This is a genomic window from Enterococcus sp. DIV0183, from assembly GCF_050541505.1.
Lineage (GTDB): Bacteria > Bacillota > Bacilli > Lactobacillales > Enterococcaceae > Enterococcus > Enterococcus faecalis.
Genome location: NZ_CP172932.1, coordinates 962,846 through 977,198 on the forward strand (window position 1 = coordinate 962,846; position 14,353 = coordinate 977,198).

Here is a 14,353-nt window from a genome sequence, read left to right on the forward strand (position 1 = left end):
GCGATGAAGAAACTTCTTCATGGCGGCTTTCGATTACCCAAAAAATGAAGGAGTGGCTTTTGTGGAGCAAGAAGAATTAATTGCGATTAGACGGCAACTACATCAAATACCTGAAATCGGTTTAGAAGAAAAGGAAACACAAGCCTTTTTACTTAATGAAATTGATAAAATGAAGCAACCTTATCTGCAAGTTCGAACATGGCAAACTGGGATTTTAGTCTTCATAGAAGGCAAAAATCCTCAGAAAACCATCGGCTGGCGTGCTGATATTGATGGTTTACCTATTCAAGAGGAAGTGGTTTCTGTTTTTCAATCAAAACGACCAGGGTTTATGCATGCCTGTGGGCACGATTTTCACATGACAATCGGTTTAGGGGTTTTGAAAGAATTAAGTCAACAGCAACCAGACAATAACTTTTTATTTTTATTTCAACCTGCTGAAGAAAATGAAGCAGGGGGGATGTTGATGTATGAAGACCATGCGTTTGGTGAGTGGTTACCTGATGAATTTTATGCGCTTCATGTTAATCCTGATTTGCCAGTCGGAACTATTAGTACCAGAGTAGGGACATTGTTTGCTGCCACTTGTGAAGTGAACATTACCTTAAAAGGAAAAGGTGGACATGCGGCTTTTCCGCATCAAGCGAATGATATGGTCTTAGCGGCCACCAATTTAATTCAGCAAGCGCAAACGATCGTTAGTCGAAATGTTGATCCTGTGGTTGGGGCAGTCGTTACTTTTGGGACTTTTCATGCAGGGACTGCCTGCAATGTGATTGCCGAAGAAGCAACTTTATCTGGTACAATTCGCACATTGACAGCAGAAACTAATGAACAAACGCAGCGAAGAATTCGCGAAATTAGTGAAGGTATTGCGCAATCTTTTCAATGTGAAGTAACTGTTCATCTTGATCAGAAAGGGTATTTACCTGTAGTGAATGAGCCCGCATGTACCACGAATTTTATTGAATATATAAGCAAACAAGCAACAGTTCAATTTCAACAAGCACCGGTTGCAATGACAGGTGAAGATTTTGGCTATCTATTGTCTAAAGTCCCAGGCACGATGTTTTGGTTAGGCGTGGCAAGTCCCTACAGCCTTCATTCTGCTAAGTTTGAACCGAACGAAGAGGCGTTATTGTTTGGAGTGGAGGCAGTTAGTGGGTTTTTAAAATCATTGGACAATTAGAAAAACAGCCACCAGATAACTAATAAATATCTGGTGGCTGTTTTTTATTTTGCAATAATGGGCGTATTGGGAATCGTAAAGCCGGCCTCTGTTAATGCTTTGATATATTGAGCTAGAAATTCTTCTTTGACCGCAAATTGTTTGCCGTTTAGTACATACATGGTCGTTCGCACCGCAAAGTTACCATTGCCTAAATCGACCATACCAAAAATATCTGGCCCAGTTTGAATACTTTCGATATACTTTTCTTTTAACGTTTCATTGACTTCTGTAATCACTTCACAAATTTTTTCATAACCTTCTTCAGGATTGATGCGGACATCAATTAACACTTGCATATTGGCACGAGACAGGTTACTGATTGTGGTGATGTTTCGGTTTGGAATAAAATGAACAGTTCCATCAACCGCTTTAATTTGAGTGGTTCGTAATCCGACAGAAGTAACAGTTCCTTCAATATTTAACGCCAATAAGCGAATATAATCACCTACATCCATTTGTTGTTCTAAAATAATGAAAAATCCGGTAATTAAGTCATTCATGAATCCTTGAGCCCCTAAACCAATGGCAACACCGGCAATTCCCGCTCCAGCTAATAATGAGCCAACAGGCACACCGACAATGGTCAAAAGAGAATAGATGAAGAAAAAGAACAGCGTATATTGAAATGCATTAATGATTAAAGTGTGTAATGTTTTTAAACGGCTTTCACTAAAATGTTGCTTTTTACTATAATTTGCATAGGTGCGATCAATTAAATATTTCCCGATTCGCTGAATAATAAAAAATAGAAAAATTAAAAATAAAATTGATAAACTTTTTTCAATTAAGGTAGCGACAATGGCATCCCAATTAATATTGTTCCAAAAGCGTTGTAGCGCGCTCACTTTTTTTACGGTCGCTTCTGCTAAATCAGGAGCAGAAGAATCGACTGTTTCAGTACTGGCTAAACCAAGTATCAACATAAAAATCCAACTTTCTCTAAAATTTCTTCTTTTAGTATACTAAATCTCTCGGCGAAAGGGGAAGAAAATAGAAAGTTTTTTTAAAGACTTAACATGTTTTTTTAGGAATGTTATAATTTTGTAAATAAATAATATATTTTATAATTTTGTTAAAGGTTGTGAGTGCTGCGTGAAAGTTTCAATTGAATGGGCAAAAAATGATTTACTTTCTAAATTACCTGTAACAATTTTTATTGATGAGCGATGTGCTACTCGCTTGACGGCTGACAAGCGACGAACATTTATCTTCCATAATCCAGTCGCTTTACGATTAGGGAGTCGTTTTTTTAGTAGTCAGATAATCGAAATTGCGGAATCATGTACATTGAAAGTTTCCTTTAATTGGTCCTGTGTTTATCTCTTTTGTATCTGGTTACTTGCAGTTAAACTGTGGATTGGAAGCGTTAGCGGTCGAACAATTGTAGTTGTAGCACTAATCGGAGTGCTGACTTATTGGCGTCGTTACTTATTAAAAATAAAGAAAATGACCTGACAAGTCGTGATTGTTTCGTGAAAGAAGAATGCGTAGTATACTAAAAGTAATGAAAATGAAGGGACTGAAGAAACACATGACTTTGGATAAAACAAAAAAATTAGCAAACGGCAATGAAATGCCACGCCTAGGTTTAGGTGTTTGGCGTGTAGAAGATGGCTCAGAAGCAACAAATTCAGTAAAATGGGCTTTAGAAGCGGGTTATCGCTTGATTGATACGGCAGCCGTTTATAAAAACGAAGTAGGGGTGGGCGAAGGCATTCGTCAATCGGGTATTCCCCGCGAAGAAATTTTCGTGACGACGAAATTATGGAATGAAGATCAAGGCTATGAAAATGCGATTAAAGCGTTTGATAAAAGCTTAGAAAAATTAGGGCTAGACTATGTTGATTTATATTTAATTCACTGGCCTGTTGCTGGTAAATATAAAGAATCATGGAAAGCATTAGAAGAAATTTACGCAAGTGGTCGTGCCAAAGCAATTGGCGTTTCCAATTTTCATCAACATCATTTGGAAGATTTATTAACAGAAGCAAATGTTGTGCCAATGGTGGATCAAATTGAATTACATCCTACGTTAACACAAGAACCGCTACGAAAATATTTAGCCGAAAATAAGATTGCCGTGGAGGCTTGGTCTCCTCTAGGACAAGGTAATTTATTATCTGAACCAGTACTAGTGAAAATTGGTGAAAAATATGGTAAATCAGCGGCCCAAGTGATTATTCGTTGGCACTTACAAAATGATATTATCGTGATTCCCAAATCTGTTCACGAAAAAAGAATTCAGGAAAATTTTGCTGTCTTTGATTTTGAATTAACACCAGAAGAAATAACCGCAATTAATCAGTTAAATAAGGATCATCGTTTTGGTGCAGATCCAGATAATTTTGATTTTTAAGTATGATAGCAAGTAAAAACGGAGGGGCGAAAGACGTCCCTCCGTTTTTACTATAATTTTTGAACAAAGTAGTTAAAGAGTGCTTGGGATTTGGCATCACGTGCGTACATTAGTTCAGGATGCCATTGAACAGCTAATAAAGGCTGCTGTTCATTTGTTGATTCCACTGCTTCTGCAAGGCCATCAGAGGACCAAGCAGTAACGCGTAAATCTTTTCCTAAAGTATGTAGTGCTTGGTGATGGTACGAGTTGACTTGACCAGTTGTACCATATATGTTTGATAATTGACTGTCTGGTTCAACATCAATACGATGCGTCGCAAAGATTGGTTGAGTGGGTTGTTGTCCGTGCTTAACTGACCATTGAGGATACATCGATAAATCTTGATATAATGTGCCACCTAAAGCAACATTGACTAATTGCATTCCACGGCAAACCGCAAAAATAGGTTTGTTTTGTTTTAAGGCTTCTTCAATTAGGGCTAACTCAAACTCGTCACGATCACGATTCGTTTCTTCTAATTTTATATGGGGTTCTTGTCCGTAAAATTCAGGGGCAACATCTTGACCGCCTGCTAAAAGTAGTTTATCAATTTGTTGTATATACGTAGCGGCTAATTCTTTGGGGCCAATTGGCAAAACGAGAGGAACGCCACCTGCGGCTTGAACAGCGCTAACAAAACCTTGTGGGGTGTAAGTCACTTGGTTACCGTGAAACACTTCAGCTGCCTGCAAAAGTTGATTGCCAGCGATTCCAATAATTTTTTTTGTCATAATAACATCACATCCTCAATAAATTCATACGTTCTATTGTAGCACTTTTTTTGAAAAAAGTGTTTGAGAAGAAGTCGAGACAAGTTTTGTCTCGGACAGCTCTCAAACACAAAAAGCTCAGTAAGTGAACAAGTGAAACTTTTTAACGTTCACGAATGACTTCGATTTTATAACCATCGGGGTCGACAACAAAGTAATAAGATGGTGCAGTTCCAGGTAAGCCTTTTAAGTCAGTAACAGTTAAGCCAGCCGCTTGATGTTTTTCGTGTAATCCTTCTAAATCATCTGTACTGATGGCGATATGACCATAACCGTTTCCTAAATCGTATGCTTCATGATCATAATTATAAGTTAGTTCTAGTTCGTAGTCGTCTCCTGGTAAAGTTAGATAAACCAAAGTAAATTTATTTTCTGGAAAATCACGACGGCGACTTTCTTCAAAATTGAAGGCTTTTTGATAGAAATCTAATGATGCCTCTAAATCTTTTACACGCACACATGTATGAGCCATTTTCATAGTTAAAAACTCCCTTTCAAACTTAATTATATTTCCAACGTTAATAGTAGCATAGATAAACGTGAAATGTAGAGAAAAACGCTTGGTTTCTGACTTGTTCTAAAGGAATTTCTCAGGTAAAATAGATGAAAAGAGAAGAGGTGCGCCAATGAAAACGCCAACGTTTGGAAAAAGAGAAGAGACATTGACCTATCAAACAAGATATGCTGCATACATTATTGTTTCAAAGCCAGAAAATAACACAATGGTTCTGGTACAAGCGCCAAATGGAGCTTATTTTTTACCAGGAGGCGAAATTGAAGGCACCGAAACGAAAGAAGAAGCGATCCATCGAGAAGTGCTAGAAGAATTAGGAATTAGTGTAGAAATTGGCCGTTATTTAGGGGAAGCTGATGAATATTTTTATTCGAACCATCGCCAAACTGCCTATTATAATCCTGGATATTTTTATGTAGCGAATACTTGGCGGCAACTTAGCGAACCCTTAGAAAGGACCAATACTTTACACTGGGTTGCACCAGAAGAAGCAGTCCGTTTATTAAAAAGAGGAAGCCACCGCTGGGCCGTTGAAAAATGGCTAGCGGCAGCATCATAAAATAACGAATAACCCTCAATCTATGTTGATTAGATTGAGGGTTATTGTTATTGAAAAGAATGTTTAAATTAAAACCATTTTTTCAATAATTTGAGCGACACCATCTTCGTCATTACTAGTGGTATGCACATCGGCAATTGTTTTAACATTTTCTGTCGCATTGCCCATCGCAACACCAATCCCAGCGTAATCAATCATGGATAAGTCATTTTCATTGTCACCAATGGCCATCACTTCGTCTTTATTTAAGCCTAAATGGTCTGCCAATTTTGCTAGAGCATTGCCTTTGCTAGCATTTTTATTCATGATTTCATAGTAAAAAGGCGTACTTTTAACAGTCGTATATTTTTCGGTAAAATGTAATGGTAATTTTGCAATGGCAGGATCTAAAACTTCCGGCTCATCAATCATCATCATTTTAATAATGTTCATCTCTGGTGTCATTTCATCCACCGTACGATATTTCAAAGGCATGTTCACTAAAGATGCTTCGTGAATCGTATATTTACCAATATTGCGATTGGCAGTGTAAATAGCAGAATCATCAATTGTGTGCAAGTGAGCGCCGACTTTACGAGAATACATTTCAATTTCTAAAAAATCCTCATAACTCAAGGTATAGCGTGAAATAATCGCATTATCTTTGGTTGCTTGGACAAGCGAACCGTTGTAGGTAATCACGAAATCATTTTCACCATATAAGGCTAATTCATCCAATTGTTCTTTCACGCCTGGCAAAGGACGGCCTGTACATAAAACAATACGAACGCCTTGATCATTTGCTTTTTGGAGCGCTTCTTTGACCCGTGGGGTAATCTTGTGTTGTGAATTTAGCAATGTTCCGTCGATATCAATAGCAACTAACTTAATTGACATAGAATCCTCCTAGAAAACCTATTTTTTTAAAACTAACGCACCATTATGAATGTAACTTGAAAACTCACGATACGTCTCATCAAATAAATCGTAATGTTTTTTATTTCCTTGGTCAAGCATTTCTTTAGGGAAATAGAAACGTTCATCTCCTTGACTCTGACCAGCAAGTGCTGCAACTAGGGGACTGACCGTTGCCAATTCCACTAATGAGCCATCTTTTTGCATCAATTCAATTTGTGTACGATGACGGTCTTTATTTGGACGATAAAAATCGTAAGGTAAATCATAGCTTGAATTAATGGCAGTATAATATTTAGGGTTGAAACCAACTTTTTCAATCAATTCCTTTAAATAAGCAATCGTTGCTGCGCTCTCTTTTTCGTTCGTAAAGGTGGCTGACTTCAGAGGCTTGCGCATAAGGAAACGTTTGGCTAAATCACCTAGAATTGAATCAGGCACATCCATCCATTGTGTAAAGTACGTAGAGAGGACGCCATCATCTAATTTTAAATATTCTTGTAAGGTGAAGTCCCCTTTAAAGAATGGTACAAGCAGAGAGGCTTGTAAATCATAGTCAAATTCAGGGTTTTCAAATAATTCTTTCGCCCGATGCAATAAATGATCAAGAATCACTTCCATCCCGCGAGAAACAGGGTGGAAATAGACTTGGACATACATTTGGTAACGACTAACGATATAGTCTTCCACCGCATGCATCCCATTCATAGCAAAGGCAATGCCTCCTTTGTAGGGTCGAATCACACGTAAAATTCTAGTTAAATCGAAAGTTCCGTATTCCGTCCCTGTAAAGTATGCATCACGTAACAGATAGTCCATGCGATCGGCATCAATTTGACTAGAAATCATTTGCACCACTTGAGGATTTGGGTATTGTTTAGTAATAACGCTGGCGACTTTTTCAGGAAAATCTGCCGAAACACGGTTTAAAATTTGATAGACTTCCGTTTCTGGTGAGGTGATGATTTGGACCGTGATTGCTTCATGGTTTGTATCAAAAATATGCTCGAATGTATGTGAATAAGGACCATGACCGACATCATGTAATAAAGCTGCGCAAAGTGTAATCAGGCGCTCGTCGTCATTCCAGCCGTTTTCACCTAATCGTTCCACAGAGTAGTTACGTTGGAAAATCTCACAAATCCGACGTGTAATTTCGTAAACACCCAAAGAATGGGAAAAACGACTATGTTCGGCACCGTGAAACGTAAAAGAAGAAGTACCTAGTTGCTTAATGCGACGTAATCGTTGCACTTCAGCAGAATTAATAAGGTCTAAAATCACTTGGTGTTGGACATGAATATAATTATGGACGGGATCACGGAAAACTTTTTCGATTGGTAATCGTTGCTCTTTATACGGAATCGTCATACGATCTCTCCTTTAATTAAGGCGTTTCGTTGCGCCATTTTTTCCAGCTGGACAGTTAAATTTGTTTGGAACCATTCTGAGGTTATAATTGGTTCGGTTAAGTTTGGATCAATAGATTTTTCAAATTGTTGAGGTAATGCTTCGATTAAACGGGTTTTTACGGCGTCTATTGTTAATGGAGTCTCAATCAGGGTTTCTAAATTTGCCATCACTGTTGGATCAACGGGTGGATAGCCATTTTCACCAAATTGTTCTTGTAAGCCAGCAAGGTAAAAGTCTCGAACCACTTCTCCACGAGCAAGTTGATTGCCGTTAACGCTGATGTAAATCATGACAGCAATACCGTCTTTGACGCGTCGTTGGGCAATCCCAGCAAACTTTTGACCGCCAATACTTAAATCATAAGTACCGGGACAATAGGATGTAGTAATTTCAAAGGCGTCAATCTCTTTCTCCGGAAAACTCTGACGGAGCCAAGCCCACATTAATTCATAAGCCGCATCGATACTTAATTTGTGTTCAGAATTATTTGGTAAAATAAGTGAAACATTTAAAATACCCGAATCGGCAATCACCCCTAAACCGCCGGCATTGCGAACGACTACAGAATAATCGTTTTCTTGCAGAGAAGTGATGCCTTCTTTTAGATGTGGTACACGGGTATCTTTCATGCCAAGAATCATTGCTTGATCCAATTGCCAGAAATGAATGATTGGTTGGTGCTGCATTCCTGAAAAAGTGGTTAAAACATCGGTCAAGGCAAAAGGTAAAAAATAGTCACTGTTTGTTAAACAACCTGAATCAAGGAGCATAAAGGATTCAGTGTGAAGGGGAAAAGTTGTGCTCATAAAAAACGTCCTGTCTATTTATAATTACGTCATTTAATACGTTTATTTTCTTACTCTCTCTTATATTATATACAAAAAACGCAAAAAAGCATGTTATATAAACGAATTCTGAAGGAATTCTCTAAAATAGTAAACGGTTTTCTTATTAAATAGATGAAACAAATGCTTGCAACCCGTGAAAAGAGCTTATACAATAAGAAAAGGTACATAAGCAAGGGAAAATTGACTTTAGTTGACAAATACATTGAAAAAGTCAACAATAAGAAAGTTATATTTTGGAAAAGGAGTGACCATTATGGATTTATCAACAGGCGTTCCTGTATCGATTCAACTAAAAACGATTGTCCAACAAGGCAACGAACAAAAAGATTTTTTCTTTGACTTAGAAGGTCAATTAGTAAAAATGGGTGATACATTATACATTCGTTACAAAGAAGAATTATTAGAGGATACAGAACCAACCCCCGTAACCATTAAAATTGAACCAGACGGGCATGTTCAGCTGATTCGTGCCGGCGAATTACGGATGCGTTTAAGATTTGGCTATCAGGAAAAATTAGATACAAGTTATCGAACCCCTTATGGCTTGCTACAGATTAGTACGTTTACACATAATTTGCGTGTTAGTTTAAAAGATCAACCAATGTCTGGTAAGATTTTAGTTGATTATGATTTATACTCTCAAACAGAGCGAATCGGAGAATATCATTTAGAATTAGAATTTACTGCATAAATATTGCAGAATAGAATTGATTTTTTTTCAATGTTTTTGTATGATAAGGAGTAGACTGTGAAAGGACGTGTACCTCTTGGAAATTAATGTATTTGAAGGGTTAAACAAAAAAGAATTATCCATGATTGAAGTAGCACACGCTATTTTAGAACAACATGCAGATGTAATGGATTTTTCTGATTTAGTTAACCAAATCCAAAATTATCTTGGCAAGTCTGATAGTGAAATTCGTGACCAATTAGCACAATTTTATACAGATTTAAACATCGACGGTAGCTTTATCTCATTGGGAGACAATCGTTGGGGCTTACGTTCATGGTATCCAATCGATTCAATCGATGAAGAAGTTACACATGGCTTGGAAGAAGACGAAGAAGATGCACCACGTCGTAGAAAACGTAAAAAAGTAAATGCCTTCATCACTAATCCAAACGATGAAGATGTAATTGACTATAACGATGACGATCCAGAAGATGCTGAATTAACAAATGATGATGAAGAAGACATCTTGTACGATGATGAAGAAGATGAAGATGAAGAAATCAAAGCATACAACTCTGACTTACAAGAGATTGGTGCAGATTCAGACGATGATGAAGAAGATATTCCGCAAATCGAAGAAGATTTAACGATCATTGATGACGATGATGTTGAAGATGAAGACGATTTTGATGACGAATATTCTGAAGAGTAAGAAACCAAAAAGCTTGATTCCTAAGAAGGAGTCAAGCTTTTTAGTTGAATGCTTAAGAAAAATGAGAAAATAGAAAAAATTATTTTCTTGAATAGAAGTACTTGACCTGATGTCCGTTTGCTTGTATTATACTACTTGGGCACCTTTAAGAAGGTCAGAAGTTTGAACGAACTTACAAGCTCCCTATTCGTAATGGATAGGGAGCTTTTCTATTTTTGTTTCTTTTTTATTTGGAGAAACGTAAGAGTCTCAAAGTTGTTTTACTTCTCTCTACAAAATATTATCAAAGAAAGGGTTTTTAACTATTATGACAAAATACATCTTTGTTACAGGTGGCGTGGTTTCTTCTATCGGAAAAGGGATTGTCGCAGCATCTTTAGGACGATTATTAAAAAATCGTGGATTAAAAGTAACGATTCAAAAATTCGATCCATATATTAATGTGGATCCGGGGACAATGAGTCCTTACCAACATGGAGAGGTTTTTGTCACAGATGATGGTGCCGAAACAGATTTGGACTTAGGTCACTATGAACGTTTTATTGATATTAACTTAAATAAATACTCAAACGTAACCACTGGAAAAATTTATTCAGAAGTCTTACGTAAAGAACGTAAAGGGGAATACTTAGGTGCAACAGTGCAAGTTATTCCACACATTACCAATGAAATCAAAGAAAAAATCATGCGTGCAGCGAAAATGACGGATGCCGATGTGATTATCACAGAAGTAGGTGGTACTGTCGGCGACATCGAATCATTACCTTTCCTAGAAGCATTGCGTCAAATGAAAGCTGATATGGGTAGTGACAACGTAATGTACATCCATACAACCTTGATTCCTTACTTAAAAGCGGCTGGTGAAATGAAAACTAAACCAACACAACATAGTGTCAAAGAATTAAGAAGTTTAGGGATTCAACCAAATATTTTAGTGGTCCGTACAGAATTACCTGTTTCTCAAAACACTAAAAACAAATTAGCACAATTCTGTGATGTTAATCCAGAAGCGGTAATTGAATCTCGTGATGTTGAAACATTGTACTCCATTCCATTAGCACTTCAAGCACAAAACATGGATCAAATTGTTTGTGATCATTTAAAATTGGACGCACCGGCTGCAGACATGACTGAGTGGCGTGCATTAGAAGAAAAAGTTCTTAACTTGAAAAAGAAAACAAAAATTGCGCTGGTTGGTAAATATGTTGAATTACCAGATGCCTATATTTCTGTTGTAGAAGCATTAAAACATGCTGGGTTTGATTTTGATTCAGATATCGAAATTGATTGGGTTGATTCACAAGAATTAACTGCTGAAAATGTCGCTGAAAGAATTGGTTCAGCAGATGGTATTTTGGTTCCTGGTGGTTTTGGTGATCGTGGAATTGAAGGAAAAATTGAAGCGATTCGTTTTGCTCGCGAAAATGACGTACCATTCCTTGGCATTTGCTTAGGTATGCAAATGGCCTGTGTAGAATTTGGTCGTAACGTTGTGGGCTTAGAAGATGCTGGTTCTGCAGAAACTAATCCTGACGTGACAAATAACATTATTGATTTAATGGCAGATCAAGAAAACATTGAGAATTTAGGTGGCACACTACGTTTAGGTTTATATCCATGTAAATTGAAAAAAGGAACGAAAACTGCGGCAGCATACGGAAATGAAGATGTTGTCCAAGAACGTCACCGTCATCGTTATGAATTTAACAACAAATATCGTCAATTATTTGAAGAAAATGGCTTAGTTTTCTCTGGAGTTTCACCAGATAATCGTTTAGTTGAGATTGTTGAAATTCCTGAAAAACAATTCTTTGTGGCTTGTCAATTCCACCCAGAATTAATTTCTCGTCCAAATCGCCCACAACGCTTAATCAAAGGATTTGTTGGTGCAGCTTTGGCAAATAAAGAAAGTAAATAAGCAAAAATGGACGAAGTGATTCAGTTCACTTCGTCCATTTTTAATCTAAAAAAGTACGGGGCTCATCATGAGCCCCGTACTTTTTATGCTGCTTTATTTTCATCTGGTTTAGAACTACTTTCAGGTGGTTGCGGCGGTTCTTGTGAACTAGAACTTGATGGTTCAGGTGGTTGTTCCGATGTTGCCGGTTGCTCTGCTGAGGAAGAGCTTGCCGGTTGTTGGGTTGATGGTGGCGCTTCAGAGGAAGAAGGCGCACTTTCTGAACTAGAACTTGATGAACTTTCCGCTTCTTTTGTGGAAGAGGATTCCACCGTACTGCTAGATTCCGGCTGTGGTGCTGAAGAGGTAGTACTTGGTAAAACTTGTACATTTGGTACCTCATAGGCATCTTTCACGTATAATTCATTACCTACCCGCACAACACTGTCTGGCTGCACCCAGTCATCGTTTGAAACATTTTGAGACAAGTAACTCATTATTTCACGATAAACATCCGAGGCAATTCCATAGTATTCTTGATAGATTGGTGTATTTCGATCATTGTATCCAGTCCAAACAGAAACGGCATAGTGTGTTGTATAACCAACAAAGGTACTATCCGGGGCAATTCCTTTTTCTGTTGTCCCCATTCGTGCTAAATCTTCATCAGTATAGTTAGAAGTCCCTGTTTTGGCCGCTTGGATTAAGCCTGGAATGGCGCCGTTAAATCCTGTCCCGCCGTTTAAAACATCTTTTAACATATCCGTCATCATATAGGCGGTAGAGTCTTTCATCGCACGTTTACCATCAGGTTGATAATCAACGCTAGTTCCATCATTGAAAACGACTTTGTTTACGTAATACGGTTTGTTGTATATCCCGTTATTGGCGAAAGCCGCATAAGCTGCTGCTAACTTCAATGAGGAAATTCCATATTTATCGCCATCTACATCGCTTGTGTTACTTGAAATGGCATTCGAGGCTTCTAAGTTTTTATAGTCAATTCCTAGTCCTTTAATGAAAGGCATGATGTTTTCTTTACCAACTTCATCAAACGTCTGGACCGCGGTCGTGTTACGAGAACCCATAATCGCACGGCGCATAGTAATGACGCCTTGATATGTTAAATCAGAGTTGAAGACATCAATGTCGGTACCAGGATATTTCGTTGGTTTATCCACCATGAGGCGACCTGTCGAATAATTTAAATTCTCAATTGCGGGACCATAATCCATGATTGGTTTCACGGTTGAACCAACATCACGTTGGGTGTTAACAGCTAAATTGTTTCCTAATTGCACATCATCAGGAATGTGACGACCACCAATCTGTGCGCGGACTTGTCCAGAGGCAACATCAATAACGGTTGAAGCCACTTGCATTTTATCATCTGGAAACGCAACGTATTGATCACTGTTGACAATATCGTAAAGTTGTTTTTGGGCATTCATATCTAAGTTTGTGTAGATATCTAGTCCGTCTGTGTAAACATTTTTACCAGTTTTTGCTTTCACTTCATTGATTACTTCTTTGACATAATTATCTACGACTTTTCGATTGTCATCACTGGCTTTTAATGGCACTAAGCCTTCATCGATTGGGGTAGCTTTAGCTTTTTCGTACTCTGCTTTCGAGATTTTTTTATTGTCGTACATTGTGTAGAGTACAACATCCCGGCGTTCTTTAGCAGTATCTGGCTTTGTATAGGGATCGTATGAGTTTGGCGCTTGTGGCATTCCTGCCAGTAGGGCCGTTTGTGGTAAATCAAGTTCAGATAAATGTTTACCATAATAATTTTCAGCCGCTGTTTCCATTCCATAAAAACCATTCGCCATGTAGACTTTGTTAATGTAGTAAGTTAAAATTTCTTCTTTTGATTTTTCACGTTCTAAACGAACAGCCATCCATGCTTCTTGTGCTTTCCGTTTCAAGGTTTGGTCAGATTCTTTTGTAGAGAAGTAGGACAATTTAATTAATTGTTGGGTTAAGGTACTTCCGCCTTGTAATCCACCATTTTTGACATTTGAAAGGGCAGAACCGATAATCCGAATCGGATCCACACCAATGTGTTTATAGAAACGACGGTCTTCGACAGAAACAATGGCATCTTTTAATAATTGAGGCACATCATTTGGTTGAATTAATTCACGCTTTTCTGCGCCTAAATCCTCAAAAATTTCATTATTAATATCGTAAAGCTTCGATGAAACTGTCGCATTCAGTTTGTCATCTTCTAATTTTGGGGCTTGTCGTGCATAGAACCAAAAAAGACCAACGCCTGCTAAAAAAGCGACCATCCCAGCGATAAGTAAGCCAAGAAAGATTTTTAAAACAAGCCGTTTTTTCTTTTTCGGCGGTTGTGTCTTTTTCTTGTAACTCGACTTCGATGAGGTGTTGGATGCATGTCTAGCAGCTCGCGAGCCTGAATTTGCGGTTGGCATAAA

The 14,353-nt window shown here is 37.9% G+C and carries 14 protein-coding genes; 7 read left to right on the forward strand and 7 right to left on the reverse strand.

Translation table 11 applies throughout. The features are described from left to right. The first annotated feature begins 19 nt into the window (after positions 1-19). Positions 20-1,189: an N-acetyldiaminopimelate deacetylase gene (locus IGK72_RS04860; RefSeq protein ID WP_023894539.1), complete on the forward strand. Its 1,170-nt coding sequence runs from the start codon at positions 20-22 to the stop codon at positions 1,187-1,189. Between the two features lie 44 nt (positions 1,190-1,233). Here IGK72_RS04860 and IGK72_RS04865 read toward each other — a convergent pair whose 3' ends face one another. Continuing rightward, positions 1,234-2,154 carry a mechanosensitive ion channel family protein gene (locus IGK72_RS04865; RefSeq protein WP_002382128.1) on the reverse strand — a complete coding sequence of 307 codons (921 nt, stop codon included), beginning with the start codon at positions 2,152-2,154 and terminating at the stop codon, positions 1,234-1,236. A 169-nt stretch (positions 2,155-2,323) separates the two neighbouring features. Here IGK72_RS04865 and IGK72_RS04870 point away from each other — a divergent pair, with 169 nt between their 5' ends. Continuing rightward, complete coding sequence (locus IGK72_RS04870) at positions 2,324-2,686, forward strand: hypothetical protein (protein ID WP_002358008.1); 363 nt, start codon at positions 2,324-2,326, stop codon at positions 2,684-2,686. A gap of 28 nt (positions 2,687-2,714) precedes the next feature. Next, positions 2,715-3,587 (forward strand): aldo/keto reductase, encoded by an 873-nt coding sequence (locus tag IGK72_RS04875; RefSeq protein ID WP_002393437.1) that lies wholly within the window; start codon positions 2,715-2,717, stop codon positions 3,585-3,587. Between the two features lie 50 nt (positions 3,588-3,637). On the opposite strand, the gene IGK72_RS04880 is transcribed toward IGK72_RS04875, so the two are convergent. Then, on the reverse strand, positions 3,638-4,360 hold the full coding sequence (locus tag IGK72_RS04880) for a gamma-glutamyl-gamma-aminobutyrate hydrolase family protein (RefSeq protein ID WP_002358005.1): 723 nt from the start codon (positions 4,358-4,360) through the stop codon (positions 3,638-3,640). Between the two features lie 142 nt (positions 4,361-4,502). Then, the gene (gene gloA / locus IGK72_RS04885; protein ID WP_002358003.1) at positions 4,503-4,877 is read right to left on the reverse strand and encodes a lactoylglutathione lyase; all 375 of its coding nucleotides are present in this window, start codon (positions 4,875-4,877) and stop codon (positions 4,503-4,505) included. Between the two features lie 148 nt (positions 4,878-5,025). Between gloA and IGK72_RS04890 the strand changes: the two genes are divergently transcribed. Continuing rightward, entirely contained in the window at positions 5,026-5,472 is a 447-nt protein-coding gene (locus tag IGK72_RS04890; RefSeq protein WP_002363716.1) for an NUDIX hydrolase, read from the forward strand. 63 nt (positions 5,473-5,535) lie between these two features. On the opposite strand, the gene yidA is transcribed toward IGK72_RS04890, so the two are convergent. Genes yidA through IGK72_RS04905 form a run of 3 tightly spaced genes read right to left on the reverse strand, consistent with a single transcriptional unit; the run spans position 5,536 to position 8,549 of the window. Then, positions 5,536-6,348, reverse strand: a complete 813-nt coding sequence (gene yidA / locus IGK72_RS04895) for a sugar-phosphatase (protein ID WP_002360571.1) — start codon at positions 6,346-6,348, stop codon at positions 5,536-5,538. Positions 6,349-6,366: 18 nt separating this feature from the next. Further along, on the reverse strand, positions 6,367-7,737 hold the full coding sequence (locus tag IGK72_RS04900) for a dNTPase (RefSeq protein WP_023894541.1): 1,371 nt from the start codon (positions 7,735-7,737) through the stop codon (positions 6,367-6,369). Next, positions 7,734-8,549, reverse strand: a complete 816-nt coding sequence (locus tag IGK72_RS04905) for a lipoate--protein ligase family protein (protein ID WP_002396909.1) — start codon at positions 8,547-8,549, stop codon at positions 7,734-7,736. Before IGK72_RS04905 ends, IGK72_RS04900 begins: the two co-directional genes overlap by 4 nt. 331 nt (positions 8,550-8,880) lie before the next feature. On the opposite strand from IGK72_RS04905, the gene IGK72_RS04910 reads away from it, so the two are divergent. The 3 genes from IGK72_RS04910 to IGK72_RS04920 all read left to right on the forward strand — a co-directional run bounded on the left by IGK72_RS04910 (position 8,881) and on the right by IGK72_RS04920 (position 11,930). Further along, entirely contained in the window at positions 8,881-9,318 is a 438-nt protein-coding gene (locus tag IGK72_RS04910) for a DUF1934 domain-containing protein (RefSeq protein WP_002382132.1), read from the forward strand. 76 nt (positions 9,319-9,394) lie between these two features. Continuing rightward, entirely contained in the window at positions 9,395-10,012 is a 618-nt protein-coding gene (gene rpoE / locus IGK72_RS04915; protein ID WP_002357996.1) for a DNA-directed RNA polymerase subunit delta, read from the forward strand. Positions 10,013-10,319: 307 nt separating this feature from the next. Then, positions 10,320-11,930 carry a CTP synthase gene (locus IGK72_RS04920; protein ID WP_002357995.1) on the forward strand — a complete coding sequence of 537 codons (1,611 nt, stop codon included), beginning with the start codon at positions 10,320-10,322 and terminating at the stop codon, positions 11,928-11,930. 83 nt (positions 11,931-12,013) lie between these two features. Here IGK72_RS04920 and IGK72_RS04925 read toward each other — a convergent pair whose 3' ends face one another. Beyond that, positions 12,014-14,350: a PBP1A family penicillin-binding protein gene (locus IGK72_RS04925; protein ID WP_048941825.1), complete on the reverse strand. Its 2,337-nt coding sequence runs from the start codon at positions 14,348-14,350 to the stop codon at positions 12,014-12,016. Positions 14,351-14,353: the final 3 nt, after the last annotated feature.

Coding starts and splice junctions, on each gene's coding strand:
- IGK72_RS04860 (WP_023894539.1), top strand. CDS start 20: ATGGCGGCTTTCGATTACCCAAAAAATGAAGGAGTGGCTTTTGTGGAG.
- IGK72_RS04865 (WP_002382128.1), bottom strand. CDS start 2,154: ATGTTGATACTTGGTTTAGCCAGTACTGAAACAGTCGATTCTTCTGCT.
- IGK72_RS04875 (WP_002393437.1), top strand. CDS start 2,715: ATGCGTAGTATACTAAAAGTAATGAAAATGAAGGGACTGAAGAAACAC.
- IGK72_RS04880 (WP_002358005.1), bottom strand. CDS start 4,360: ATGACAAAAAAAATTATTGGAATCGCTGGCAATCAACTTTTGCAGGCA.
- gloA (WP_002358003.1), bottom strand. CDS start 4,877: ATGAAAATGGCTCATACATGTGTGCGTGTAAAAGATTTAGAGGCATCA.
- IGK72_RS04890 (WP_002363716.1), top strand. CDS start 5,026: ATGAAAACGCCAACGTTTGGAAAAAGAGAAGAGACATTGACCTATCAA.
- yidA (WP_002360571.1), bottom strand. CDS start 6,348: ATGTCAATTAAGTTAGTTGCTATTGATATCGACGGAACATTGCTAAAT.
- IGK72_RS04900 (WP_023894541.1), bottom strand. CDS start 7,737: ATGACGATTCCGTATAAAGAGCAACGATTACCAATCGAAAAAGTTTTC.
- IGK72_RS04905 (WP_002396909.1), bottom strand. CDS start 8,549: ATGCTCCTTGATTCAGGTTGTTTAACAAACAGTGACTATTTTTTACCT.
- IGK72_RS04910 (WP_002382132.1), top strand. CDS start 8,881: ATGGATTTATCAACAGGCGTTCCTGTATCGATTCAACTAAAAACGATT.
- IGK72_RS04920 (WP_002357995.1), top strand. CDS start 10,320: ATGACAAAATACATCTTTGTTACAGGTGGCGTGGTTTCTTCTATCGGA.
- IGK72_RS04925 (WP_048941825.1), bottom strand. CDS start 14,350: ATGCCAACCGCAAATTCAGGCTCGCGAGCTGCTAGACATGCATCCAAC.